The sequence below is a fragment of the Marinitoga sp. 1137 genome (assembly GCF_001941525.1).
In the GTDB taxonomy this organism is placed as follows: Bacteria; Thermotogota; Thermotogae; order Petrotogales; family Petrotogaceae; genus Marinitoga; species Marinitoga piezophila.
The window spans coordinates 1,300,213-1,326,813 of record NZ_CP009471.1 but is presented as its reverse complement, the minus strand read 5'-3'; the positions used below and the strand labels follow the sequence as shown (position 1 = coordinate 1,326,813).

The 26,601-nt window shown below is 27.5% G+C and carries 24 protein-coding genes; all 24 read left to right on the top strand.

Annotated elements, in window-relative coordinates; all coding sequences use genetic code 11:
* The first annotated feature begins 18 nt into the window (after nt 1-18).
* Complete coding sequence (locus tag LN42_RS06375) at nt 19-1,353, top strand: hemolysin family protein (RefSeq protein ID WP_014296680.1); 1,335 nt, start codon at nt 19-21, stop codon at nt 1,351-1,353.
* Nucleotides 1,328-1,753: a cytidine deaminase gene (locus LN42_RS06370; protein ID WP_014296679.1), complete on the top strand. Its 426-nt coding sequence runs from the start codon at nt 1,328-1,330 to the stop codon at nt 1,751-1,753. The genes LN42_RS06375 and LN42_RS06370 overlap by 26 nt, the downstream gene beginning before the upstream one ends.
* On the top strand, nt 1,728-2,882 hold the full coding sequence (locus LN42_RS06365) for a SpoIIE family protein phosphatase (RefSeq protein WP_075780565.1): 1,155 nt from the start codon (nt 1,728-1,730) through the stop codon (nt 2,880-2,882). Before LN42_RS06370 ends, LN42_RS06365 begins: the two co-directional genes overlap by 26 nt.
* 15 nt (nt 2,883-2,897) lie before the next feature.
* Complete coding sequence (locus LN42_RS06360; protein ID WP_075780564.1) at nt 2,898-3,146, top strand: DUF4351 domain-containing protein; 249 nt, start codon at nt 2,898-2,900, stop codon at nt 3,144-3,146.
* Between the two features lie 471 nt (nt 3,147-3,617).
* Complete coding sequence (gltX, locus tag LN42_RS06355) at nt 3,618-5,078, top strand: glutamate--tRNA ligase (RefSeq protein WP_075780563.1); 1,461 nt, start codon at nt 3,618-3,620, stop codon at nt 5,076-5,078.
* A 5-nt stretch (nt 5,079-5,083) separates the two neighbouring features.
* A complete protein-coding gene (gene cysS, locus LN42_RS06350) occupies nt 5,084-6,475 on the top strand; it encodes a cysteine--tRNA ligase (RefSeq protein ID WP_075780812.1) in 1,392 nt (463 codons plus the stop codon).
* Between the two features lie 250 nt (nt 6,476-6,725).
* Nucleotides 6,726-8,048 (top strand): sugar transferase, encoded by a 1,323-nt coding sequence (locus LN42_RS06345; RefSeq protein ID WP_075780562.1) that lies wholly within the window; start codon nt 6,726-6,728, stop codon nt 8,046-8,048.
* Nucleotides 8,048-9,124: a glycosyltransferase family 4 protein gene (locus tag LN42_RS06340; RefSeq protein ID WP_075780561.1), complete on the top strand. Its 1,077-nt coding sequence runs from the start codon at nt 8,048-8,050 to the stop codon at nt 9,122-9,124. Before LN42_RS06345 ends, LN42_RS06340 begins: the two co-directional genes overlap by 1 nt.
* A 26-nt stretch (nt 9,125-9,150) precedes the next feature.
* Complete coding sequence (locus tag LN42_RS06335) at nt 9,151-10,173, top strand: GHMP kinase (protein ID WP_075780560.1); 1,023 nt, start codon at nt 9,151-9,153, stop codon at nt 10,171-10,173.
* A gap of 9 nt (nt 10,174-10,182) precedes the next feature.
* A complete protein-coding gene (gene gmhA / locus LN42_RS06330) occupies nt 10,183-10,767 on the top strand; it encodes a D-sedoheptulose 7-phosphate isomerase (RefSeq protein WP_075780559.1) in 585 nt (194 codons plus the stop codon).
* On the top strand, nt 10,767-11,945 hold the full coding sequence (locus LN42_RS06325; RefSeq protein WP_075780558.1) for an HAD-IIIA family hydrolase: 1,179 nt from the start codon (nt 10,767-10,769) through the stop codon (nt 11,943-11,945). Before gmhA ends, LN42_RS06325 begins: the two co-directional genes overlap by 1 nt.
* Nucleotides 11,946-11,964: 19 nt before the next feature.
* On the top strand, nt 11,965-13,140 hold the full coding sequence (locus tag LN42_RS06320; RefSeq protein WP_156865404.1) for a glycosyltransferase: 1,176 nt from the start codon (nt 11,965-11,967) through the stop codon (nt 13,138-13,140).
* A gap of 45 nt (nt 13,141-13,185) precedes the next feature.
* Nucleotides 13,186-14,544, top strand: coding sequence for a hypothetical protein (locus tag LN42_RS06315; RefSeq protein WP_075780556.1), 1,359 nt, complete (start codon nt 13,186-13,188; stop codon nt 14,542-14,544).
* Between the two features lie 330 nt (nt 14,545-14,874).
* On the top strand, nt 14,875-16,047 hold the full coding sequence (locus LN42_RS06310; protein WP_075780555.1) for a hypothetical protein: 1,173 nt from the start codon (nt 14,875-14,877) through the stop codon (nt 16,045-16,047).
* Nucleotides 16,048-16,297: 250 nt separating this feature from the next.
* Nucleotides 16,298-17,278 carry a glycosyltransferase gene (locus LN42_RS06305; RefSeq protein ID WP_232223931.1) on the top strand — a complete coding sequence of 327 codons (981 nt, stop codon included), beginning with the start codon at nt 16,298-16,300 and terminating at the stop codon, nt 17,276-17,278.
* A gap of 46 nt (nt 17,279-17,324) precedes the next feature.
* Nucleotides 17,325-18,626, top strand: coding sequence for a UDP-glucose/GDP-mannose dehydrogenase family protein (locus tag LN42_RS06300; RefSeq protein WP_075780553.1), 1,302 nt, complete (start codon nt 17,325-17,327; stop codon nt 18,624-18,626).
* 25 nt (nt 18,627-18,651) lie between these two features.
* Nucleotides 18,652-19,527 carry a glycosyltransferase gene (locus LN42_RS06295; protein ID WP_075780552.1) on the top strand — a complete coding sequence of 292 codons (876 nt, stop codon included), beginning with the start codon at nt 18,652-18,654 and terminating at the stop codon, nt 19,525-19,527.
* A complete protein-coding gene (rfbA, locus tag LN42_RS06290) occupies nt 19,524-20,399 on the top strand; it encodes a glucose-1-phosphate thymidylyltransferase RfbA (protein ID WP_075780551.1) in 876 nt (291 codons plus the stop codon). The genes LN42_RS06295 and rfbA overlap by 4 nt, the downstream gene beginning before the upstream one ends.
* Nucleotides 20,396-20,968, top strand: coding sequence for a dTDP-4-dehydrorhamnose 3,5-epimerase (gene rfbC / locus LN42_RS06285; RefSeq protein WP_075780550.1), 573 nt, complete (start codon nt 20,396-20,398; stop codon nt 20,966-20,968). Before rfbA ends, rfbC begins: the two co-directional genes overlap by 4 nt.
* Before the next feature lie 8 nt (nt 20,969-20,976).
* Nucleotides 20,977-21,834 (top strand): dTDP-4-dehydrorhamnose reductase, encoded by an 858-nt coding sequence (rfbD, locus tag LN42_RS06280; protein ID WP_075780549.1) that lies wholly within the window; start codon nt 20,977-20,979, stop codon nt 21,832-21,834.
* 2 nt (nt 21,835-21,836) lie between these two features.
* Nucleotides 21,837-22,901: a dTDP-glucose 4,6-dehydratase gene (rfbB, locus tag LN42_RS06275; RefSeq protein ID WP_075780548.1), complete on the top strand. Its 1,065-nt coding sequence runs from the start codon at nt 21,837-21,839 to the stop codon at nt 22,899-22,901.
* Nucleotides 22,901-23,908 carry a hypothetical protein gene (locus LN42_RS06270; protein WP_075780547.1) on the top strand — a complete coding sequence of 336 codons (1,008 nt, stop codon included), beginning with the start codon at nt 22,901-22,903 and terminating at the stop codon, nt 23,906-23,908. The genes rfbB and LN42_RS06270 overlap by 1 nt, the downstream gene beginning before the upstream one ends.
* Complete coding sequence (gene glf, locus LN42_RS06265; RefSeq protein ID WP_075780546.1) at nt 23,905-25,011, top strand: UDP-galactopyranose mutase; 1,107 nt, start codon at nt 23,905-23,907, stop codon at nt 25,009-25,011. The genes LN42_RS06270 and glf overlap by 4 nt, the downstream gene beginning before the upstream one ends.
* The gene (locus tag LN42_RS06260) at nt 25,012-26,451 is read left to right on the top strand and encodes a flippase (RefSeq protein ID WP_075780545.1); all 1,440 of its coding nucleotides are present in this window, start codon (nt 25,012-25,014) and stop codon (nt 26,449-26,451) included.
* Nucleotides 26,452-26,601 lie beyond the last annotated feature (150 nt).

The window sequence follows — 26,601 nt, the reverse complement described above, 5'->3', positions numbered from 1 at the left end:
AGAGGAGGAAAAAGCAAAGTGGACGACCCTACCAGTTATAAGAGCATCATAATAATGTTACTCGAGATTGTGGGATTATTATCACTGTCAGCGTTCTTTTCAGCATCAGAAACAGCATTAACATCCATGAGCAGGCTTAAAGTAAAAGACATGATAGAAAACGAAGAAGATGAACATGCAAGAGACAAATTACATCATTTCTTACAACATCCAAACCAATTGCTCACCACAATCCTTGTAATGAACAATCTGGTAAACATACTCGTATCATCTATTACCACTGCATTTGTAATTGAAATGATTCCAGGAAACACCGGAAAAGTTGTTGGAATAGTAACAGGAATACTCACATTGGCAATACTCATATTTGGTGAAATCACACCAAAAGTATACGCCAGAGAAAACACCGAAAAATTCTTTAATTTTGTATTTCCTGTGATTTCATTTCTCACATATATATTAAAACCAATAATATGGTTGCTTGTAAGCATTTCAAACTTTTTCATAAGACTTTTTGGTGGAGAAAAAATAAGCGAGGCTCCGTTTATCACCGAAGATGAACTCATAAATTACCTTGATATAGGGCATGAAGAAGGGGTAATAGAAAAAGACGAAAAATTCATAATGAAAAGAGGACTCGAACTAAAAGAAATATCAGTAAAAGAAATAATGACACCAAGAGTTGATATAATTGCAATATCAGAAGAAGAATCAATAAGAGACTTAATCACAATAATCAACGAAGAAGGATACTCAAGAATTCCCGTTTACAAAGACTCAATAGACAACATAATAGGCGTATGTTATGCCAAAGACGTATTTAAAATCATAGAAAAAGAAGGACTCAACGAAGAAACATTAGAACTAAACATAAAACACATAATGCATAAAGTGGAATTCATTCCATTGACAATGAAACTCAGAGACGTAATGAAACTATTCCTTGAAAAAAGAACACATCTTGCCGTGGTTGTGGACGAATACGGTGGAACAGCAGGAATAGTAACCCTCGAAGACGTACTTGAAGAATTAACAGGTGAAATACTCGATGAATACGATGTTGTTTCCGAAGAAATAAACATAGTAAAACTCGGCAAAAATAATTATCTCGTAAACGGAACAACACCAATAAACGACATAGAAAGAGAGCTCGACTTAGAACTTCCAGAAACAGATTTCGAAACAATAGGCGGGCTTTTACTCGAAGAATTCGAAAGATTCCCAAGAGCAGGTGAAAAATTAACCCTCGATGGAGTTACATTTGAAATAGTCTCAGTCTCGAAAAACAAAATAGACAAAGTAAAAATAACAGTTAAGGAGGATTTTAATGAAATTAGACCAAAAGAAGATTGACCTGTTATACCAAAAAGCAAAAGATGCAATGCAAAACTCATATTCACCATACTCAAACTTCAAAGTTGGTGCTGCATTGCTCACAAAAGACGGAAAAATATATACCGGTACAAACATTGAAAATGCGTCATATGGCCTTTCAATGTGTGCAGAAAGAACAGCAATATTCAAAGCTGTATCAGAAGGCGAAAAAAACTTTGAAGCATTAGTAGTAATAGGAGAAACCGATGAACCAATTAGCCCTTGTGGTGCATGCAGACAGGTAATTGCGGAATTTGGTGTTGAAAACATAATACTCACAAACCTCAAAAAAGACCTGAAAATAATGACAGTAGAGGAATTACTTCCATACGGTTTTTCAGGGAAAGATTTAAATGATCAAAATTCTGATAATCGATGACAATCAGGATCATGTATATTTCTTAAAACAAATATTCACAGAAAAAAGAAACATAATAAAAAAATTAAAATTCGATGAACCGTTTAAAATATACAAAGCTTCAACTGGTATCGAAGGAATAAAAATGGCTCAGTTACATGAGCCAGATGTTGTTATTTTAGAACAAAAATTAAAGGGAATGTCAGGACTTGAAATATGTAAAGCATTTAAAGCTTTAAAAGGACTTGAAAAAATCCCAATAATATTTCACACAGCAATACAGGATCCAGAACAAAAAGAAAAAGCATTTCAAATGGGGGCATCAGATTATCTGGAAAAACCTGTTCAACCATATGAATTACTAATGAAAATAAAAAGACACATAGAACTATATCATCTGCAATTAGAATTGCAAAGAACCTTTGAAATTCACGAAAAAGACCTGAACCTGGCAAGAAATCTACAAAAACGATTATTACCAACACCTGCACAATACAAAAACATAAAATTCGATTATCTATATATCCCATCCCATAGCACATCAGGTGACATGGCGGGAATAATCCCATTATCAGATAATGAAAACTTCGTATATATATACGACATCTCAGGCCACGGACTAACCTCATCATTACTATCAATAATAGTAAAAGAAGAACTTGAAAAAATAGTAGTAGAAAAAAAAGAAAAAAATCTAAAAAAAGTAATATTAGCCTTAGAAAAATCAGTAACAAATTACTTTGGTGACGATATGTATTTCACAGGCATATTTGCAATATTATCAAAAGAAAAAATCCAATATGCCAACTTTGCACATAGAGAAATAATATTTATAACAAACAATGAAATAACAACAGACGAATTCACCAACTTCCCATTGGGAATTGGACTGGTTACATCGCCAGAACAGATAACATTAAAAGAACAAAAAATCACTCCAGACACAAAAATAGCATTATACACAGACGGGCTGGTGGAATTCAGCGAAAAATTCACAACAGAAAAACTATACAAAATAATAACCCAAAACCTAAAAACACCGGAACAAATAATACCGGAAATAGAAAACGCAATAAAAACCAACCTCACTCCCCCCCGCCCCCCAGACGACATCACATTTCTAATACTATCCTGGAAACAATCCAGCTGAAAAGAGGTGCGCCTAATGTTTGAAAGATTTGCAAAAGCCTTAGATGAAAACATGAGAGAAAATTACGAAAAAGGGTTGTACGAAGGAGAAAAAAAAGTATTAAAAAATTTATTACTAAAAAAATTTGGAAAAAAAATAACGCCATATATAGATAAAATAGATAGTCTCAACATAGAAACAATAGAATACATAACAGAAAACATATTTGGAATTAATTACGAAGAAACAGTGGAAATATTAAACAGAAAGAAAAAAGAAAAATAATATGAGCGAAAACTAAGAATTTCCCGCAGCAGGGATTACAGGATAGTTGGAAAAAATAAAAGTGAGTGAAGGCTCGAAAAGTGTCCGAGGTAAAGTTACAAACGATTGAAAAAATAAGATTTGAAATTAAGAATAAAAAACACGAGTAAAAAGGTGAATGAAGGCTTGAAATTTCCCGAACGGAGATATTGCGTGAGCCGTAAAAATCACATGGATGTGATTTTTAGCGAAGCAGCGCAGGAGGCGATGTCTGAGCGGCGGCGGCAAGCAATATTGGAGTGAGGAATAAGAAATTTCACCCGCCTGAATGAACCTTTTTAGGAGTGTTTTTTACGAAGCAAAAACTTTTATTTTTTCCAATCATCCACCACCACTTTTATTCCCTTTTATCACTCAGCAGAGGAATATCTTCAGAATATTCCTCTGCTGAGTGATAAAGCAATAACAAACAACAATAAGGAGGTAACTACAATGAGTGTTAGAGTAAGATTCGCCCCAAGCCCCACAGGCTTCCTCCACGTAGGTGGAGCAAGAACAGCATTATACAACTACCTATACGCCAAAAAACACAATGGTGTATTCGTATTAAGAATAGAAGACACAGACGTGGAACGTTCCACAAAAGAATCAGAAAATCAGCTCATCGAAGCATTAACATGGTTAGGATTAGACTGGGACGAAGGCCCAGACGTAAAAGGTGAATACGGACCTTACAGACAAAGCGAAAGAACACACATCTACAAACAAATGGCAGAACAATTAATCAACGAAGGAAAAGCATATTACTCCTACGTATATCCAGAAGAAATGGAAGAAATCAAAGAAAAACTCGCAAAAGAAGGAAAACCACCACACTACTCATATGAACTCTTAGAACCATATAACACAGAAGAAAGAAAAAAAGAATTTCAAGAAAAAGGATTAAAACCAGTAGTATTCTTCAAAATGCCAAGAAAACCATTCTCAATAAACGACTTAATCAAAGGACCAGTAACCTTTGGCGAAGGAGCAATTGGTGACTTCATTATAATGAGAAGCAACGGTTTACCAACATACAACTTCGCAGTTGTAGTAGATGACATCACAATGGAAATAACACACGTAATCAGAGGAGACGATCACCTCTCAAACACATTAAGACAGGTAGCATTATACGAAGCATTCAACGCACCAATGCCACAATTTGCCCACGTATCAATGATACTTGGACCTGATGGCAAAAAACTCTCAAAAAGACACGGTGCAACATCGGTAGAAGAATTCAGAAACAAGGGTTACTTACCAGAAGCATTGGTAAACTACCTTGCATTACTTGGCTGGTCACATCCAGACGGAAAAGAAATAATCCCATTAAAAGAAATGATAGAAACATTTGACTTAAACAGAGTAAACTCAAGCCCTGCAATATTCGACAACGAAAAACTCAAATGGATGAATGGTGTTTACATTAGAGAAGCAAATCTCGACAGAATAGTAAAACTCTCAAAACCATTTATCCTCGAAGCAGGATTGCTTACAGAAGAACAATTTGAAAACAACAAAAAATGGGTAACAGAAGCAGTAGATATAGTAAGGGAATCAGTTGACGACCTATCACAGGTTCCAGAAAAACTCGAAATCTTCCTCAAAGAATTTGAGCTCGACGAAGCAGATGAAGAACTCAAAGAATTCTTAGAAGCAAAAGGCGTAAAAGAAACAATAAAAATAATACACGAAAAAATACTCAACGATCCAGACTGGAAAGTTGAAACAATACTCAAAAACATAAAAGAAGCAATGAAAGAAGCAAAACCAGCAAAAAAACCATTCTATATGTCATTAAGAAAAATACTCACAAACTCCTTTGAAGGACCAGACCTTGTAAAAACAATACACTTAATTGGAAGAACAAGAGTCCTTCAAAGATTGGAAAGAGTGGTGGCACAATGGTAAAAAAAATAAAAATCTTTGACACATTAAAAGGCGAATTAGTTGATTTTGAACCTATAGAAAAAAATCATGTAAGAATGTATGTCTGTGGTCCAACAATATACAATCTTATCCACATTGGTAACGCAAGACCAATGATTGTATTCGATGCATTCAGAAGATTCCTCGAATACATTGGATACAAAGTAACAATGGTACAAAACTTCACAGACATAGACGACAAAATCATCAACAAAGCAAATGAAGAAGGCGTTCCTTTTAAAGAAATAGCAGAAAGATATATAGTAGAATACTGGAAAGATTCATACAATCTCAGAATCAGAGCAGCAAACTTCCATCCAAAAACATCAAATTACGTTGATGAAATAATAGAATTCATTCAGGATTTAATAGACAAAGGCTTTGCATACGAATCAGACGGAGATGTATATTTCAACGTATCAAAATTCGAAAAATACGGCGAACTCTCACACAGAAACCCAGAAGATATGATTGCAGGATCAAGAATAGAAATCTCAGACAAAAAGCAAAATCCTCTGGATTTCACTCTCTGGAAAAAAGCAAAAGAAGGAGAACCATATTGGGAAAGCCCATGGGGAAAAGGAAGACCAGGATGGCACATTGAATGTTCAGTAATGTCAAACTGCCTCCTTGGAGAATCATTTGACATTCATGCTGGAGGAAACGATTTAATCTTCCCACATCACGAAAATGAAAAAGCACAATCAGAAGCAAGACACGGAAAAACATTTGCAAAATACTGGATGCACAACGGAATGATAAAATTCTCAGGCGAAAAAATGTCAAAATCTATTGGAAACATCTGGTTAGTAAGAGAACTTGTAAAAGCATATGATCCAGATACCATAAAAACATTTATACTCTCAAAACATTACAGAACACCATTAGACTTCACAGAAGAAGGATTAAACGCTCAGAAGAAATCAACAAAAAGAGTAAACGAAGCATTAAAAGCTGTAGAAGAAAAATACGAAGGCAATGTTCCATATATTCCAAAATCAGAATACATGAAAGAAAAAATAAATGAATTCATTGATTACCTCTCAACAGATTTCAACACACCAAAAGCAATAGCTTTAATCTTTGAAATAACCAACGAACTCAACAAAGCATTAACAGAAAACAACGAACAAAAAATCCTTGAAAACTATCATCTAATCAGAAACGAATTTGGTCCAGTACTTGGAATCTTTGAACTTCCAACAAAAGAAGAAAAATCAGCAAAAGCAGAAGAATTAATAAACGTCTTAATAGATGTAAGAAACATGCTCAGAAAAGAAAAAAACTTCCAGCTCAGCGATTATATCAGAGATACACTCAAAAACATTGGCATTACACTAAAAGACACACCAAATGGCACAACATTCACAATCGATTAAAATTAATCTATCACCTGATATATTAATAAGATATTAAAAAACAAAGAAAACCTTCTTCCAACTATTGAAAACTCAATAAATTAATGATAAAATAAAACACGGAGCAAAAAACTCCGTGTTTTATTTTAATATCCTCGTAAATCTTCACAAAGTCACCTTTGTGAATTTTTCTTTTACTGACTACTGAATATTCACTCAAATAAAAAAATATGATATAATATAAATAGACCTGAGTAAAGGTGGTTAATTCATGAGAAAATTACCTAAAATCATAGATATAATAATCATATTCGCAATAAATTTGCTATTGTTCAAATACAACTGGTATATATCTTCATTAATATCAATATCTCTCTTTCTTGGTTTCTATGCATTTAGAACCTACGATCTTGATACAATGAACTCACTCAATGAATCAGTTATAAGAATATTTGCAGGATTTATGCTGGGTTCTATAATCCTTCTTATGTTCTATCCTCTAATAGAAAAAGACATAAGCAGATACACATTTATCCATAATATGGCAATAGCTATAATAATCTTTCCTTTAATACATAAAACAGAATACAAACTTTTTGAAAAACATGCTCAGCCAAAAAGATATCTTGTTATCGGAAGAAAAAACGAAATAGGCCACATCTTAGACGAAATTCAACAAAAAACATTAAACAAATTACAGTTTGTAGATTATATAAATCCATCACCAATAAGACTTGAAGAATTGGTAAAAGATGGATTCTCAGAAAAAGAAAAAAACAGAATAAACAAAATAATAAACTTCACCTATAAACAAAACACATCAAAATACGATGCAATTCTCGTAACCGACCCAAAACTCGAAGAAATAGTGAAAGATAAATTAGAAGAATACAAAACTCTTGGAATTCCTATAGAACATTTGCCAAACATAGCAGAAAAATATTTGAAAAGAATTCCTTTGGAAGTGATAGAAAAGTTCAAAGAATATTATTCTATAATCTTTGAAAACGATCATGAATCGCCAGCTAAAAGAATCTTGGATATTATCGGTTCATCAATAGCTTTAATCATTTTTTCACCGTTCATGTTGTTGACTACAATATTAATATATCTAGAAGATGGGAAACCTATAGTTTTTAAACAGGAAAGAGTTGGAAAAAATGAACAACCGTTTACAATGCATAAATTTAGAAGTATGAAAAACGTAAAAACAGATGGTCCTAAATTTGCAGATGATGAGAAAGATAGAATATTAAAAGTAGGAAAAATAATAAGACCAATAAGAATTGATGAAACATTGCAATTCTTAAATATCTTAAAAGGTGATATGTCAATAGTCGGCCCAAGACCAGAACAAATCCCTTTTGTAAAACAATTTAACAAACAAATTCCTTATTATTATGCAAGACATAAAGTAAAACCAGGTCTCACAGGTTGGGCACAGATAATGTATAAATACGCTTCAACAGAAGAGGAAATTAGAAAAAAACTTAGTTATGATCTTTATTACGTAAAAAACAGATCAACACTTTTCGATTTAAGAATAATACTTCAAACAATTGAGACAGTATTATGGAAGAGGGGAGCTATGTAGTGAAGAAAATATGTATTATAAGTTTTTCAACAAAATATGGATTGCAAAAATATATGTATTCTTTATATGATGTCTTAAAATCAAATTCAAAAAATGTAAGTTTATTTACTTTCGGGAGTTCCGATATATCTTTTAAAAGAGTTTTAGATAAAAATAATTTAATTTTTGAAACTCCTGATACACCTGGATTTGAATTTAAAACTTTTAATATTATTGAAATAAAAAAAATTCTTTCTCAGTTAAAAAAAATAAAATGTGAATATATATATTTTTACTCTTCTCATGTTTGGAATATTCCTATTATCATGAAATTTAAGGGGAAAATTAAAATTTTGCATTCTATACATGATCCTTTTCCTCATGAAAATGAGAAAAATACTAGAAATGTTAGTTTTTATAATAAATTTATTTCTAAAAATGTTGATTATGTTATATTGCATAATGAAAAATTTAAAGATAAATTTTCTAAAAAGTATAATATAGACAAATCAAAAGTTCTTGTTTTAAAATTATGGCATGAATGGTTGCCATATAAAAGAGTTAAAAGTACAAATAAAGTTCTTTTTTTTGGGAGAATTCAGCCTTACAAAGGTATAGAGAAAGTTATAAAACTTGCAGAATTAAATCCTAATATAATTTTTAATATTGTTGGAAAAGTCTCTGAAGAAATGGAGTTCATAAAAAAACATATAAAAGAATGCAAAAATATAAATTTAATTGATAAATATGTCGATGAAGATGAAATGCATCAATTTTTTTATGAAAGTGAGATAGTTATTTTACCATATAATTCAGCAACGCAATCAGGAGTACTTTTAGAAGCATATAGACATTCGAGACCTATAATAGCTTTTGATGTTGGAGCTTTATCAGAACAGATGCCAGAACATTTAAAAAGTGAATTTCTTATAAAAAAAGATGATTTGAACGATTTTAATCGGGTTTTAAATAAATATTTGAAAAAAAATTTAGAAGAAAAAAATAAAATCTGTAAAGAATTTTATAATTATGGTTTTAGTAATTTTTCTGCTGAGAAAATAGGAGAGAAGTTTTTGGCTATGTACAGCAATATATAATTACAAAAATGAAGGGAGAATTAATAATGCAAATCCGATCCCGAGTACCATTAAGAATAAGTTTTGGTGGGGGTGGAACAGATGTTTCACCATATTGTGATAAATATGGAGGATATGTAATTAATACCACAATAAATAGATATGCAACAGTAACCTTAAAACCAACTGAAAATAAAGATATAATCATAAAAAGTATTGATTATGATAAAACAATAAAATTTGATATAGACCAATTTTTAGCATATGATGGTCAATTGGATTTAATAAAAGGTGTAATCAATTATATGAAAGAAAATTATAACATAAATCAAGGATTTGAATTATATATTCAAAATGATGCACCTCCAGGTTCTGGATTAGGATCATCATCAGCAATATGTGTTGCATTAATAGGCGCATTTCAAAAATGGTTGAATTTGCCATTAACTCCATATGATATAGCAGAATTAGCCTTTAAAATAGAAAGAATAGATTTAAAAATAAAAGGTGGAAGACAGGATCAATATGCAGCGGCATTTGGTGGATTTAATTTCATGGAATTTTATGATTCAAAAACAATAGTAAATCCATTAAAATTAAGAGAAGAAATAATAAATGAATTAAATCATAGTTTAGTAATTGCATATGTAGGTGGAAGTCATAATTCATCAGAAATACTCGAAAAACAAATAAAAAATGTAAAAAATAAAAATGAAAAATCAGTTGAAGCAATGCATGAAATAAAAGAAATAGCTGTTGAAATGAAAAATGCTTTGGTAATAGGAAAATTAGGTAAATTTGGATTATTAATGGACAAAGCATGGAATTATAAAAAGCAAATGGCAGATGGAATAACAAATGAAAAAATTGACAGAATATATGAAGAAGCAAAAAAATCCGGAGCATTAGGCGGAAAAATATCTGGAGCAGGCGGAGGAGGATTTATGTTCTTCTTTGCAGATATAGATAAAAGATATGAAGTAATAAAAGCATTAAAAAATGAAGGAGCAGAAATAATAAACTATACCTTTGAAGATAAAGGGTTACACACCTGGAAAGTAGAAAGGTAGGAAATAAAAATGGAAAATCTAATAAAAGAAAGAATCAAACAATCAGTAGAAATAAAAAATAAAATATTGGAAAATGAAAAATTATTAAAAAAAATAGAATCAGCAAGTAAAATAATAATAGATGCAATAAAAAAAGGAAACAAAGTAATTTTTTGCGGAAATGGCGGAAGTGCAGCAGATGCTCAGCATTTAGCAGCAGAATTAATGGGGAAATTTTATCTAAATAGAAAACCAATGCCAGCGATATCTTTAACAGTTAATACTTCAGTATTAACCGCAATCGGAAATGATTTTGGATATGATGAAGTATTTGTTAGACAGTTAGAGGGGATTGCAAAAAATGGTGATATAATAGTTGGAATAAGCACAAGTGGAAATTCAAAAAATATAATAAAAGCATTTAAATATGCAAAAGAAAATAATATAAAAATAATAGCCTTTACAGGAGAAACTGGTGGAAAAATAAAAGAATATGCAGATATACTAATAAATATTCCATCAAATGATACACCAAGAATACAAGAATCACATATAACAATAGGTCATATAATCTGTGAAATAGTAGAAAAAGAAATATTCGGAGAGGAAAAATAATGATAAAACAAGCTGTGATATTAGCTGGAGGATTAGGAACAAGATTAAAAAGTGTTGTAAGAGATATTCCTAAACCAATGGCATTAATTGGAGATAAACCTTTTTTAGAACATCAAGTAAACATATTAAAAGAAAATGGATTTGAGAAAGTATTATTACTAACAGGATATAAAAGTGAAATAATAGAAGATTATTTCAAAGATGGAAAAGAATTTGGAATAAAAATAGAATATTCAAAGGAACAAGAACCTTTAGGAACAGGTGGAGCGGTATTTAATGCGTGGAAAAAATTAGATGAAAAATTTATTTTATTAAATGGTGATACATTTTTCGATATACAATATGAAATTGTATTTGACTTCATAAATGAAAAAAAAGCAAATGCATTAATAGTTTTGAGATTTAGTGAAGATATATCAAGATATGGATTTGTTGAAATAGATGAAAACTATAAAATAACGAAGTTTATTGAAAAAGGTAAATTACCAGAAAATAGAATAGATGGATATATAAATGGAGGAATATATTATTTCAAAAAAGATATTTTAAAGAAATATTATGAACAATATAAAAATCAGAAAATCTCAATAGAAACCGATATATTTCCAAAATTAATAGAAGAAAATAAATTGTATGGATTACCAACAGGTGGAAAATTTATAGATATAGGAATACCAGAAGATTATCAAAAAGCACAAAAAATAATTCCAGAATGGATAAAAAAAGAAAGAAAACCAGGATTATTTATAGATAGAGATGGAACAATTATAGAGGATTCGGGATATGTTCACGGAACAAATCTAAAATTTATAGACAAAACATTTGACATAATAAAAAAAGCAAAAGAAGAAGGAAAATACGTAATAATAATAACAAATCAAGCTGGTATAGCTAAAGGAAAATTTACAGAAGAAGAATCAATAAAAACAACAGAATATATAATAGAATATTACAGAAAAAAAGGGATAACAATAGATAATTATTATTATTGTCCATATCATCCAGAAGGAACTATAGAAAAATACAAAAAATATTCATTAGCAAGAAAACCCAATTCTGGAATGATATTAAAAGCTTGTGAAGATTATAGGATTGATTTAAAGAATTCTATGATGGTTGGGGATAATGAGAAAGTTGATAATATAAAAATATATAATTTAACTTTTGTATTATTTTGAAGAGGTGAAAAATACAATAATGCGAAAAAATATGGTTATAGTATCAGATTATAAATATTACAGATATAAAGATGACTATTATTCAGAAATACCTTGGGACATTGATTTCTTTAGTCTATATTCTAAAAAAATTAATAAAATTTATTTATTAGGAAAGACAATAGAAGTAGATGAAATAGATGAAAATAAATTTAGAATTAATAATAAATATTATGAAGTTATTCCATCTGGAAATTATTCAAATTTCGTTGAGTTTTTGTTTTATTTAGGTAAAATCAATAAAATTTTAAAAAAACATAAATCAAAAATAGATTTATATTTTTTTAAGATGTTTTATCTAAATTCTATTTATGTTTATTTTATGAATAAAGTTTTCTATAAAAAAAAATTTGTTGTACAATTAGTTGGTGATTCTGAGGAAGCTTTTTATAAAAGAGAAGATATAGTTAAAAATAAGAGTTTAAAAAGATTTTTTGGTTATATTATTCGTAAAATAAATTCAAAACTTCTTAATGATGCCGATATTGCTTCAACAGTATCGTATGATTTGAAAATGAAATATATCCCTCAACGTAATGATATTGTAATATCAAACGAATCGTGGTTAAAAGAATGGATGTATTATAAAAAAGAAATTTCAGATGAATTTGAACCTAAAAATTTATTATTTGTAGGTAGATTAGTTAGCTCGAAAGGAATTAAAGAATTAATTAAAGTTTTTAAAAATTTGATATATGAAGGTTATGACTTACATCTAGACATTGTTGGAGATGGTCCATTAAAAAACGAATTGATGGAATATTCTGTTAAAAATAATCTAAATAAAAAAATAAAATTTTATGGTTGGATTAAGTTGGGGAGTAAAGAGCTTTTTGAGATCTATAGAAAAAATGATATACTGTGCTTACCTTCGTATGCTGAAGGATTACCTTTAGTATTGTTAGAAGGTATGGCTAATAGCAATGCCATAATCGCTTCAAATGTAAATGGAATACCAGAAATTGTTAAAAATGGTAAAAATGGTTTATTAATAAATGCTGGAAATGAAACACAACTAAAAAACGCAATTTTAAGTTTAATTAAAAACCCAGATATGTATCAAAATTTCATAAAAAATGGATATGAAACAGCTTTAAAAAATTCTTTTTTAAATCAAAGAGGAAAATTAGCTAAAGCAATTATAGAAAAAATATGAAAAGGTATAGATGTTTTAAAAAATATTTATTTTATGGAGGATGTTATGAAAAAATTTTTGGTTTTTTTATTTGTATTTTATTCAATTATGGTATTGTCTGCAAAATTTAATTTTGGAATAGATTTAGAATTTAATAATATAAAAGAATATCAAAAAGTTATATTTGAATTTGTTCATGATTATGAAGGTTTTAATTTTATAATAGAATTAAATGCTTTGAATGATGGAAAATATAAACCTTCGCAGCCAGATGTATATTATAAAGGTTTTTATTTTTATATGAAAAATGGTGGAGTATTAATTAATAAAAACAATTATGAGATTTCTTTTGGAAGATTACAACATTCGGATATTGTAGATTCACCATATTCTCTTTTTATTTCTTCTAAGAAGAATAGCGCTATTATTTTGGATTTTGAGTATGAAGATAAAAGTTTTTTTTATGAATCGAGATATATAGAATTGAATAGAGAATCAACTATAGGTTATCCTGATAGAGGAGCAAATTTTAAAAATTATGGTATTAAAATTGGAAATTTTAGATTAGGTTATGAAGAATCTATTGTATATGTGGGAACTTCTTTTGATATAGAATATTTTGTTAATCCAATACCAAATTTTTTTATTCAATATATAAATATATCTTCTGGAAAACCCTGGACTCATGGATATAATGCTAACAGTATACTTGGTTTTATGGTGGATTATTTAGACAAGAATAAATATTTGTATGGTCAAATCCTTGTTGATGATATAAATACAAATAGGATATTTGCACCTAATAGTTATCAAAATCCTGATAAAATTGCTTGGAGTTTAGGTGGAAAGATAAGTACTAAGTTTGGAAAGTTAGGTATTTATAATGCTGGTGCAACAAAATATACATTTGAACCATATGGAAATGAAAATACAAATACAAAATATGGTTATACTTATTATCCGGATGTTATATATAAATATGGTGGAGAAAAAACAATTCCTTTAGAAGAAAATTATATAGGTTATATAAATGGTGAAAATAATTTATCTTTTATGATTACTTATGAAAATATAATTAATAATATTAATCTGAAAAGTAATTTTGAATATAGTATTTCTGGAAGCAAATCTCCTGCAAATCCATGGCATGAATTACTTAATTGGGATGAGCTTGGGAAAAAGAGTGGAACAAAATTTTTAGATGGTGAAAGATTGGAACACAAATGTACGTTTAATCTTTTTGCCGATTATGAATTTTTAGGTATAAAATTTATGAATGAATTAACTTTAAAATATACGAAAAATAAACTTAAATTAGTTTCTCCAGAAAATTTAGTTGAATATAATGAGATAAAATATTTTGTTCCATCAGATAATTCTGAGATATCTTGGAATTTATTATTAGGATTTGAAGTTAGTTTTTAAAGTTATATTATCATATAAATTCGATTGAGAAAATGGATTTAATCACAAAAAGATAGTACTAAAAAGTTAACAAACATAATGTCACTTTTAAAAGTGAATAATTATAGACTTTTCGAAGAAATAAAAATCTTTAGATATATAAAATCATTCTATGTCGAAAAAATAAATAAACCAATAAAAGTGTTAGAAAAGAGTAGCAATATTCGGAAGACTACTTTTAGTTAAATTCAAACTGTCTTCTACTGATTTGAGGTAAGGGCAACTAATTTTTGGTGGGAAATAAAAATATGAAAATTGAAAATAATATAATAATATATGGAGAGAATGAATATGAAAATAAAAAAAATAATTATATGGATTATATATATTTTTATTATGGTTAATACACCATTATTAAAAATTATGCATTTAGGAAAGATTGCGTTTTCAAGTACTTTTCTTATTCAGTGGATACTTATCATATCTTTATTTGATCTATATTATATATTACCATTATTTTTCTTATTAATTGTACCTGATTTTTCATATTATTCATATAATCTTATCGCTGTAATTCTTTCTATAAACTTATTTAATATCGGATTAAGAAAGGGATTAAATATCATTCCGGAAAAATTATTATATTTTAACAAATATTTTTTTTTAATAACGATTTTATTAGGGTTTAGTCAATGGTTTTTAAGAGATATTTGGAATAATATAATTCCATTCCAAATAATTCCATATTTTCGTGGTTCAGCGTTTCAAATAGAACCATCATTTCTAGCTTTCCCGTTGTTAATTTATATATCATTCCAATTAGTTTTATTTGAAAAAAACAAAAAAAATAAACTGATTTATGAAACAATTATAGTAAGTATGTTAACAATAATTATGACAAAAAGTATAAGTGTTTTTTTAATATCAATATTCAGTTTTTCTCTTATAAAAAAGTTATCATTAAAACAATTTTTTATAATAATGTTTTTTATTGTTATTGTTTTTATAATTTTAACAATTAATTTTTATCCTAGGTTAGAAAAAATATTTGATATATTTCCAAATTTAAAGTCTTATAAATTTATAGAAATTTTACTTCTAATTTCTAAGTATACAAATTCTTGGAGAAATGTTCCTGATATAATAATTTTTTCCAATGCTAAATATTTTTTATTTCCAGGAAGTCCATATAATATAAGATATAAAATATCAGTATTAGGGGAAGAATATGGATATGGTTGGTTAGAAGCAACATTTAATATTTTTTCGAGTGCGATAATAATTTTTGGATTTTTGGGAATAATGTATATTTTTTTCTTTTTAATTTTGATGAATTATCGAATTTTTGATAAAATCATAATAAATAATAGATTATTTTTTATTATATATGGTATTTTAATTGTAACTTTTTACATTCCAAAAGGAGCTGTTTTTTCATGGTTTTTATTAGGAGGGATATTTAAAACTAATAGGTTAAAAAATTTTTCTAATGAAAAAATAAAATTGATCATAAAAAATGTATGACGAAAAATTAAGAAAGAAATACTATAATAAATTGTATTTGACTACAAGAATAAAAACGGAAAAAGAAGATGAAGCTCTAAAATTGCTAGGAAAAAGTAACATTGTTTAGAATGTTATTTTTTAGTTAAAATTAGGCTGTCCCCTACTTTGGGGTAAGTGCAATATTTAGTTTTTTCATAATAGCAGAGGGTGTTTTATCTAAGATTTTTTTATTTTAAATTAATAAAAATTATGGTGGTGAAAGTTGAAAATGAAAAGTAATGTTGATATAAGTGTTGTTACATGTGTTTATAATGAAAAAGAAAAACATTTACGCGAGGCCATAGAATCGATTTTAAATCAAACATATAAAAATTTTGAATTTATTATTATACTGGATAATCCAGATAATGAAGTTTTAAAAAATATAATTAATGAATATAAAAGTATGGATAATAGAATAATTTTTTTAATCAATGAAAAAAATATAGGTGCAGCTGAAAGTGCTAATAAAGGATTGAAAATAGCAAAAGGAAAATATATTGCCCGAATGGATGGAGATGATGTTTCCTTTCCTAAACGTTTAGAGAAACAAAAAGAATTTTTAGATAAAAATCCTGAATGTATTCTTGTATCAGGACTTACTGTTACAATTGATGAAAATAGTAATATATTATCATATCAAAAAAGGTATTTTAATACAAAAATTATATCAAAAGTTTTACCTTATAATAATCCAATTACACATTCTACTATTATGTTTCGAAAAGAGGCTGTTGATATTTTAAATGGATATCGGAATTTTGAAGCTTCATTAGATTATGATTTTTATTTAAGATTTTTAAGTAATAATTTAAAAATATGCGTATTACCTGAATATTTAGTAAAATACAGAGTTCGTAAAAATGGAATTAGTGAAACTAAAGCATATAAACAAACGGCATTTTCTTTCTATATAAGAGAATTATATAAAGAAAGAATAAAAAATAATAATGTTGATAGTTTTAGTGAAGAAGATATGAAAAAATATAAAGAAAAAATGAAATTAGATAATAAAATTATTGTTAATAAGCTAAATAAAAAAATTATGCTATATAGATTATATTTAAAGAAGGGTAAAATTTTCCGACTAATTTATTTAGTATTAACAGATAAATTTATTTTAAAAAAAGCTTTTAATACATTAAGATTTGCATTCTTTTATGTTATATATTCAGAAGGAGTTAAAAATAAAAATGCTGGAGAGAAGTAAGTTAAGAATTAATAAATTTAATTATTAAGGATGGTGATTTCAAAAAATGTCAAGAAAAATTACAGTAATAGGAACAGGATATGTAGGATTAGTAGTAGCGGTAGGATTGGCTGATTTTGGTAATCATGTAATAGGTGTTGACATAGATGAAAATAAAATAGAAAATCTAAAAAAAGGAATAAGTCCAATATATGAACCAGGAATAGAAGAATATCTAACAAGAAATCTAAACAGTGGAAGATTAAAATTTTCAACAGAAATAGATAAAGCAATACAGGAATCAGAAGTAATATTCATTGGTGTAGGAACTCCACCAAAAGAAAATGGAGAAGCTGATTTAAGCTATGTATTTGATGTAGCAGAAACAATAGCGAATAATTTGAATGATTATAAAGTAGTAGTAGTAAAATCAACAGTACCAGTAGGAACAAACAGAAAAATAAAAGAATTCATAAAAGAGAAATCAGGAACAGATAATTTTGATGTGGTAAGCAATCCTGAGTTTTTAAGAGAAGGAAAAGCAGTATATGATTTCTTTCATCCTGATAGAGTAGTAATAGGATATGAAAGTGAAAAATCAAAAGAAATAATGGAAGATATATATAGAAGTTTATACTTAATACAAACACCATTTGTATGGTGTAACTTAGAAACAGCAGAAATGATAAAATATGCATCAAATGCATTTCTTGCAACAAAAATAACATTTATAAACCAAATAGCAAATCTATGTGAAGCAGTAGGAGCAGATGTGCACAAAGTAGCAAAAGCAATGGGAATGGATGGAAGAATAAGTCCGAAATTCTTACATCCTGGACCAGGATATGGAGGAAGTTGTTTCCCAAAAGATACAAAAGCATTAGTGGAAATAGGAAGAAAAAATAATGTAGATATGAGCTTAGTAAAAGAAGTAATAAATGCAAATGAAAAACAAAAAGAAAGAATGGTAGAAAAATTGGAAAAATATATGGATTTAAAAGATAAAAAGATAGGAATATTAGGTTTAGCTTTCAAAGCAGAAACAGATGACATAAGAGAATCACCAGCAATAACAATAATAAACAAACTAATAGAAAAAGGAGCAAAAGTAATAGCTCATGATCCAAAAGCAATAGAAAATGCAAAAAAAATATTTGGAGACAAAATAGACTATGTAGATAACGAATACAAAGCAATGAACGATGCAGATGCATTAATGATAATAACCGAATGGAATGAATACAGAAACCTTGATTTAGAAATGGTAAAAAAACTAATGAAAGGAAACATAATCTTAGACACAAGAAATGTATTGGACAGAAAAAAGATAAAAGAAATGGGATTTGTTTATGAAGGAGTTGGGAGATAAAAATTGTTAATACGGAGGCTTTTGAATGGGAAAAAATTTTAAATTTTCATTTTTAATCTTACATTATCAAACAATAGAGGATACTATTGAGTGTGTGGAGTCAATTTTTAACAATATTGAATATGATAATTATAATATTGTTATTGTAGATAATGGATCTCCAAATAAAAGTGGGATTGAATTAAAACAAAAATATAAAAATAATAAAAAAATAATGGTTTTAATTAATGAAAAAAATTTAGGTTTTGCTAAGGGAAATAATATAGGATTTAAATATATTAAAAATAATGAAAATAGTGATTTTATTGTTATGATAAATAATGATACAATCATAAAACAAAAAGACTTTTTAAATAAAGTAATCTCAGTATATAAAAATGAAAGGTTTCATGTTTTAGGACCAAAAATAATATCATTGGTAGATAATAAGAATCAGAATCCCCAAAATGTATTATATAAAAACAAAAGCGATGTAATTAAAGCAATTAAGAAGTTTAAAATCTTATATTTTCTTAATTTAATTTTATTAGATAATTTTATTAGATTAGTTTATAAAAATTTTTTAAAAAAAAGTTTAAATAAAGAGAAAAAATTTTTGGGTGAAAAAAAAGATCAAAAGTTGCATGGAAGTTGCTTAATTTTCTCAAAAGATTATATTGAAAAATATGATGGACTTTACGATAAAACATTTATGTATGCAGAAGAAGATATATTATATTTTATAACCAAAAGAGATAATTTAAAGATGATTTATAATCCAGAAATAGTTATTTATCATAAAGAGGATTCTGCAACTAATTCAATTTTGAAAAAAGATTATCTAAAAAGAAGATTTATATATAAAAATCATATAAAATCATTAAAAGAATTATTGAAATTAATGGAGGAAGCTGAAAAATGAAATCAATAATCCTATCAGGCGGAAGTGGAACAAGATTATATCCAATAACAAAAGCTGTTAGTAAACAGCTTTTACCAGTATATGATAAACCAATGATATACTATCCATTATCAACAGTAATGCTTGCTGGAATAAGAGAAATATTGATAATAACAAACCCTGAGTATATTGAATTATATAAAAGATTATTTGGTGATGGATCACAACTAGGATTAAGAATTGAATACAAAATCCAGGAAAAACCAAGAGGATTGGCAGATGCATTTCTTGTAGGTGAAGAATTCATTGACGGCGATAAATGTATGCTAACGCTTGGAGATAATATATTCTATGGCCAGGGATTTAGCGCAATGCTAAAAAGAGCAGGTTCATTAGAAAAAGGAGCGGTAATCTTTGGATATTATGTAAAAGATCCAAGAAGTTATGGAGTAGTGGAATTTGATGAAAATGGAAAAGTAATAAGTTTAGAAGAAAAGCCTGAGAAACCAAAAAGCAATTATGCAATACCAGGATTATATTTCTATGATGAAAGAGTAGTAGAATTTGCAAAACAATTAAAACCATCAAAAAGAGGAGAATTAGAAATAACAGATTTAAATAGAATGTATTTAGAATTAGGAGAGCTACAAGTAGAATTATTTGGTCGTGGATTCGCATGGCTTGATATGGGAACATATAATGGCTTACTTGAAGCATCAAACTTCGTAGAAACCATTCAAAACAGGCAAGGATTTTATGTTGGATGTGTTGAAGAAATTGCATATAGAATGGGATATATCGATAGAGAACAATTATACAGACTCGGAAAAAAATTAGAAAAAACAGAATATGGAAGATACTTAATGGAAATAGCAGATGGAGTGAGAGAATGAGCAAATTCAAAAAAATAGAAACAGGAATAGAAGGATTATATATAATAGAACCTACTGTATTTGGTGATCATAGAGGTTGGTTCATGGAAAGCTATTCATATGAAGAATTCAAAAAAATAGGAATAGATATAGTTTTTGTTCAGGATAATCACTCATACACAGCAAACAAAGGAACAATAAGAGGAATCCATTTTCAAAACAATCCAAAAGCACAGACAAAATTAATAAGATGTACAAAAGGAAAAATATTAGATGTAGTAGTGGACTTAAGAAAAAACTCACCAACATACAAAAAATGGATAGCAATAGAATTAACAGAAGAAAACAAAAAAATGTTATTAATACCAAAAGGATTTGGACATGGATTTCTAACATTAACAGATAATGTAGAAGTACAATACAAAGTAGATGAATATTATTCAAAAGAACACGATAGAAGTATAATATACAATGATCAGGAAATAAATATAAACTGGGAATTAGAAAAATATGAAATAACAGAACCAATACTATCAGAAAAAGACAAAAATGCACCAACATTAAAAGATAGCGATATAAACTTTGAATAGGTGATAAAATGAAAATATTAATAACCGGAGCCAATGGACAACTAGGACAGGAATTTCAAAAACTATTTGAAAAAGAAAATATAGAATATATGCCAACTGACCATAATGAATTAGATATAACAAATCTAAAAAAAATAAGAGAATATGTAAAAAATAAAAAAGGAATAACCCATATAATAAACTGTGCAGCATATAATCTCGTAGATAAAGCGGAAGAAGATTGGAAAACTGCATACAATGTGAATGGATTAGCAGTAAGAAATCTATCAATAGTAGCAAATGAAATAAATGCAGAAATAATACATTACTCAACAGATTATGTATTTGATGGAAAAAAAACAAAACCATATACAATATATGATACTCCTAATCCTTTAAACAAATATGGTGAAAGTAAAGTATTAGGAGAAAGATTTATACAAGATATAGCAAATAAATATTATCTAATAAGAGTAAGCTGGGTATTTGGAATAGGAAATAATAACTTTGCAAAAAAAGTAATACAATGGTCAAGACAAAGTGAAATATTAAAAATAGCAGATGATGAAATAAGCGCACCAACATATGCGGTTGATTTAGCCTATGCAACATATAAGCTAATAAAAGAAAAAGCATATGGGCTATATCATATTACAAATGGAAAAGCATCAAGATATGAATGGGCAGAATATATATTAAAACAAATAAACTGGAATGGAAAACTAGAAAGAGCAAGTAAAAATGATTTTAATTTACCAGCAAAAAGACCTGGATATTCAGTACTTGATAACTATGGACTAAAAGAAACAATAAACCATGAAATGCCAGAATGGCAAAATGCAACAGACAGATTTTTAAAAGAATTAAAAGAAACGGGGGAAATATAACAATGAATATATTAGTAACAGGAGTAGCAGGATTCATAGGAAGCAATTTTGTATATTACTATCTTGAAAAATACAAAGACAGAAAAATAATAGGATTAGATAAACTAACATATGCAGGAAACTTAGAAAACCTTGAAAAACTAACCCCGGAACAAAAAGAAAGGTTTATATTCATAAAAGGGGATATAAATAACACAGAACTATTAGAATACATATTTGAAACATATAAAATAGAAGGAATAATAAACTTTGCAGCAGAAAGTCATGTAGACAGATCAATACATGATCCACAAATATTCTTAAAAACAAACGTACTTGGAACCCAAACACTATTAAACGTAGCAAAAAAATACTGGCAAAAAGATACACAAAAATTCAAAGAAGGAGTAAAATTCCTACAGGTATCGACAGATGAAGTATATGGATCATTGGGACCAACGGGATACTTCACAGAAAAAACACCATTAGATCCGCACAGTCCATACTCAGCAAGCAAAGCATCAGCTGATCTAATAGTAAAAGCATACCATGACACATACAAAATGCCAATAAACATAACAAGATGTTCAAACAACTATGGACCATATCAATTTCCAGAAAAACTAATACCGTTAATGATAAACAATGCATTAAATCATAAAGAATTACCAGTATATGGAGATGGAAAACAAATAAGGGATTGGTTATATGTAACAGACCATTGTAGAGCAATAGATCTAGTATTTGAAAAAGGAAAAAACGGAGAAGTATACAACATAGGTGGTCATAATGAAAAAGAAAACATATACATAGTAAAAAAAATAATAGAAATACTCAGAGAAAAAACAGGAGATAAGCAAATAAATGAAAAGCTCATAACGCATGTAAAAGACAGACTTGGACATGATAGAAGATATGGAATAGACCCAACAAAAATAAAAGAAGAATTAGGATGGGAACCAGAAATAATGTTTGATGAAGGAATAGAAAAAACAATAGAATGGTATTTAAACAACAAAGAATGGATGGAAAGAGTTATTTCTGGTGAATATTTGGAGTTTTATAAAAGAAATTATGGAGGGATATAATGAATTTTAAAATTAATAAAAATACTAAAATTTATGTTGCATGTCCGGCAAATGTTGCTACTGGTGGACCAGAATTATTACATCAATTAGTTCATAAAATGAATTTATTTGGAATAAATGCAAAAATGTTTTATTACCCAAATAATATAGAGAATCCTGTACATAAATTTTACAAAAAATACAATAATGCATTTGTTAGAGAAATAGAAGATGATGAAAATAATATTCTTATAGTTCCTGAAGTAAAAACTGATTTAATTTATAAATATAATAAAATTAAAAAAATTATATGGTGGTTAAGTGTAGATAACTTTACAGGTTATCCCAAAAATGTTAAAAAAACTATTAAAATAATATTGAAAAAAATTACAAAACCTAAAAGTTTTTATAATTTTGAAGATTTACCAAATTTGTATCATCTTGTTCAGTCATACTATGCAAAAAACTACCTATTAAAAAAAGGAATAAAAAAAGAAAAAATCGACTATCTTTCGGATTATCTTAATCCTCTTTTTATCGAAAAACAATTAAAAAACAAGAATAAATTACAAAAAGAAAATATCGTTGTTTATAATCCGAAAAAAGGTTATCAATTTACCAAAAAAATTATAAAAAATGCTCCTGATATAAAATTTGTTCCTATCATCAATATGACACCAGAAGAAGTTGCGGATTTATTGTTAAAAGCTAAAGTTTATATAGATTTCGGAAATCATCCTGGTAAAGATAGAATTCCTAGAGAAGCTGCTATATCAAATTGTTGTGTTATAGTTGGAAAAAGAGGTTCAGCTCAATTTAAAGAAGATGTCCCTATAGATGATGAATATAAATTCGATGTAAAAAGTAAAAATATATCAAATATAATTAACAAAATAAGGTATTTATTAGATAATTATGATTATGAAATAAAAAAATTTGAAAATTATAGGAATTTCATATTAGCTGAAGAGAAGAATTTTGAGCAAGATATAAAAAGAATTTTTGTTTCAGAGGAGCTGGAAAAATGAAATATGAAATAATAATAGTAGGAGCAGGATTGGCTGGAGCAACAGCAGCAAGATTATTAGCTGAAAAAGGCAAAAAAGTATTAGTAATAGAACAACATAAACATATAGCTGGACATTGTCATGATTATAAAAATGAGCATGGAATTACTGTACATACATACGGACCACACATCTTCCATACAAAAAATAAAAAAGTATGGAACTTTGTAAATAGATTTACAGAATTCCATTATTATCAACATAAAGTATTAAGTTACGCTGAAGGAAAGTTAATACCTTTTCCAATAAATAGAGATACGTTAAAAGAAGTATTTGGAATAGAAATAGGAACACATGAAGTAAAGGAATTTTTAGAAAAAGAAGTAAAAAAATCTAAATTTAATAATCCTCCTAAAAACTTTAGAGATGCGGTTGTATCACAGGTTGGAGAAAGGTTATATGAAATGTTCTTTAAAAATTATACAATAAAGCAATGGGAAAGAGATCCGGAAGAATTATCTGCCGAAATAGCAAAAAGAATACCTGTAAGGGAAAATAGAGATGACAGGTATTTTTCCGATCAATATCAGGGAATACCAAAACATGGATACACAAAAATGGTAGAAAACATGTTAGATCATGAAAATATATCCTTACTATTAGGAGCAGATTATTTTGAGGTAAATGATTTATTTGAGTCTGAATTAACAATATATACAGGAGAACTTGATAGATTTTTTGATTACAAATATGGAAAATTAGAATACAGATCGCTTGAATTGGAATTTAAAACATTTGATAAAGAATATTATCAGCCAGTTGCAACAGTAAATTATCCAAATGATTATGACTGGACAAGAATAACAGAATTTAAACATTTCTTAGATGAAAAATCTAATAAAACAACCGTATGTTTTGAATATCCAAAGGCAGAAGGGGAACCATATTACGTAGTAATGACAGAGGATAATATGGAAAAAAGAAAAAAATATATGGAAGAGGTAGAAAAATTAGAAAAAACAGGAAAATACATATTTGTTGGAAGACTTGCTGAATATAAATACTATAATATGGATCAGGTTATTGAAAAAAGTATTGAAAGAGTAGAGGAGTATTTAAAATAAATGAGTGTTGCAAAAAATTATGTTTATAATACTTTACTTCAAATTTCAAATATTTTAATTCCGTTTATAACAATTCCATATATAACAAGAGTTTTAGATCCTCAAGGAATAGGGATTGTTGCTTATACAAATTCAATAGTTCAATATTTTATATTATTAGCAACATTAGGAATGACATTATATGGCAATAGAACAATTGCATATGTAAGAAATGATAAGAAAGTATTAAATAAAACTTTTTGGGAATTGTTCTTTTTAAAATTATTCACCTCTATTATTTCTATCTTTGTATATGTATTTTTTGTTTTTACTATAAATAGTGATTATAAAATAGTATATTATATTCAATTAATAAATTTAATAGCTGTTGTTTTCGATATTTCATATTTTTTCATGGGAATAGAAGATTTTAAAAAAACTTCTATTCGAAGTATAACAATAAAAATTATTTCTACAATTTTAATTTTTATTATTATTAAGAAACCTGAGGATTATGTTTATTATGCTTTGATTTCTGCATCTGGAAATTTTGTAGGACAATTTATATTATGGAAGTATCTACCTGAATATATAAAATTAGAAAAGGTTTCTAAAGAAAAAATTTTGTATCATCTAAGAAATACAATAAAATTATTTATACCAATGATTGCAATTCAAATATATACAGTTTTAGATAAAACAATGATAGGAATACTTGCAAATGAATCCGAAGTAGCGTTTTATGATATGTCGCAAAGATTGGTAAAAATGACTTTAGCTTTAGTAACTTCAATTGGAATAGTTATGTTACCTAAAATTTCTAATTTAATTAGTTTGAACGATAATGCAAAAATTACATATTATGCAAGAAAAGTTTTTGATTATATAACTTATGCATCTGTTTTTATAATGCTAATGATGATTATTACAATGCCAACATTTGTTCCAATTTTTTTTGGAAGAGATTTTATTAAGGTAAAAGATATTATTATGATTATAAGTCCTATAATCTTATTTATAAGTTGGAGTAACTTTTTTGGAATTCAATTAATGGTTCCAATGAAATTAGAAAAATATTTAACTTTATCAGTTACCATTGGAGCAATAGTGAATTTTAGCTTAAATTACTTTTTAATACCAAAATATCAATCAATTGGAGCAGCAATTTCAACAATAATAGCAGAATTTTTGGTTACACTTGTTCAAATAGTTATAATAAGAAAATATATTAAAATATCTGAAATAACAAAAGGAATTTGGAAACATTTTATTAGTGGTATATTAGTTTATGGTATTCTTTATCAAGTGACGAAATTAAATATAGAATCGTTAGAAAAAATTATAATAGAAGTATTTTTAGGATTAATTTTATATTTAACATTTGAATTTATTTTAAAATCAGAGATAAATTCTTTAGTTGTTTCAAAAATGATTAGTTTTATGAAGATAAAAAAGAATTAATGATTTTCACTAAAAAATAGTTATCTAAAAATTTCGTAATGTTCTCAGTAGCTGAAAGAACCTCTAGAGTTTTAATCTTTGGAACTTTAGGAATTATTGTTATAGTTGATCTCTATAAAAAACTCAACCATAATTTAAAATAAAACCAAT

Coding starts and splice junctions, on each gene's coding strand:
- LN42_RS06370 (WP_014296679.1), top strand. CDS start 1,328: ATGAAATTAGACCAAAAGAAGATTGACCTGTTATACCAAAAAGCAAAA.
- LN42_RS06365 (WP_075780565.1), top strand. CDS start 1,728: ATGATCAAAATTCTGATAATCGATGACAATCAGGATCATGTATATTTC.
- LN42_RS06360 (WP_075780564.1), top strand. CDS start 2,898: ATGTTTGAAAGATTTGCAAAAGCCTTAGATGAAAACATGAGAGAAAAT.
- gltX (WP_075780563.1), top strand. CDS start 3,618: ATGAGTGTTAGAGTAAGATTCGCCCCAAGCCCCACAGGCTTCCTCCAC.
- LN42_RS06345 (WP_075780562.1), top strand. CDS start 6,726: ATGAGAAAATTACCTAAAATCATAGATATAATAATCATATTCGCAATA.
- LN42_RS06335 (WP_075780560.1), top strand. CDS start 9,151: ATGCAAATCCGATCCCGAGTACCATTAAGAATAAGTTTTGGTGGGGGT.
- gmhA (WP_075780559.1), top strand. CDS start 10,183: ATGGAAAATCTAATAAAAGAAAGAATCAAACAATCAGTAGAAATAAAA.
- LN42_RS06325 (WP_075780558.1), top strand. CDS start 10,767: ATGATAAAACAAGCTGTGATATTAGCTGGAGGATTAGGAACAAGATTA.
- LN42_RS06320 (WP_156865404.1), top strand. CDS start 11,965: ATGCGAAAAAATATGGTTATAGTATCAGATTATAAATATTACAGATAT.
- LN42_RS06315 (WP_075780556.1), top strand. CDS start 13,186: ATGAAAAAATTTTTGGTTTTTTTATTTGTATTTTATTCAATTATGGTA.
- LN42_RS06310 (WP_075780555.1), top strand. CDS start 14,875: ATGAAAATAAAAAAAATAATTATATGGATTATATATATTTTTATTATG.
- LN42_RS06305 (WP_232223931.1), top strand. CDS start 16,298: ATGAAAAGTAATGTTGATATAAGTGTTGTTACATGTGTTTATAATGAA.
- LN42_RS06300 (WP_075780553.1), top strand. CDS start 17,325: ATGTCAAGAAAAATTACAGTAATAGGAACAGGATATGTAGGATTAGTA.
- LN42_RS06295 (WP_075780552.1), top strand. CDS start 18,652: ATGGGAAAAAATTTTAAATTTTCATTTTTAATCTTACATTATCAAACA.
- rfbA (WP_075780551.1), top strand. CDS start 19,524: ATGAAATCAATAATCCTATCAGGCGGAAGTGGAACAAGATTATATCCA.
- rfbC (WP_075780550.1), top strand. CDS start 20,396: ATGAGCAAATTCAAAAAAATAGAAACAGGAATAGAAGGATTATATATA.
- rfbD (WP_075780549.1), top strand. CDS start 20,977: ATGAAAATATTAATAACCGGAGCCAATGGACAACTAGGACAGGAATTT.
- rfbB (WP_075780548.1), top strand. CDS start 21,837: ATGAATATATTAGTAACAGGAGTAGCAGGATTCATAGGAAGCAATTTT.
- LN42_RS06270 (WP_075780547.1), top strand. CDS start 22,901: ATGAATTTTAAAATTAATAAAAATACTAAAATTTATGTTGCATGTCCG.
- glf (WP_075780546.1), top strand. CDS start 23,905: ATGAAATATGAAATAATAATAGTAGGAGCAGGATTGGCTGGAGCAACA.
- LN42_RS06260 (WP_075780545.1), top strand. CDS start 25,012: ATGAGTGTTGCAAAAAATTATGTTTATAATACTTTACTTCAAATTTCA.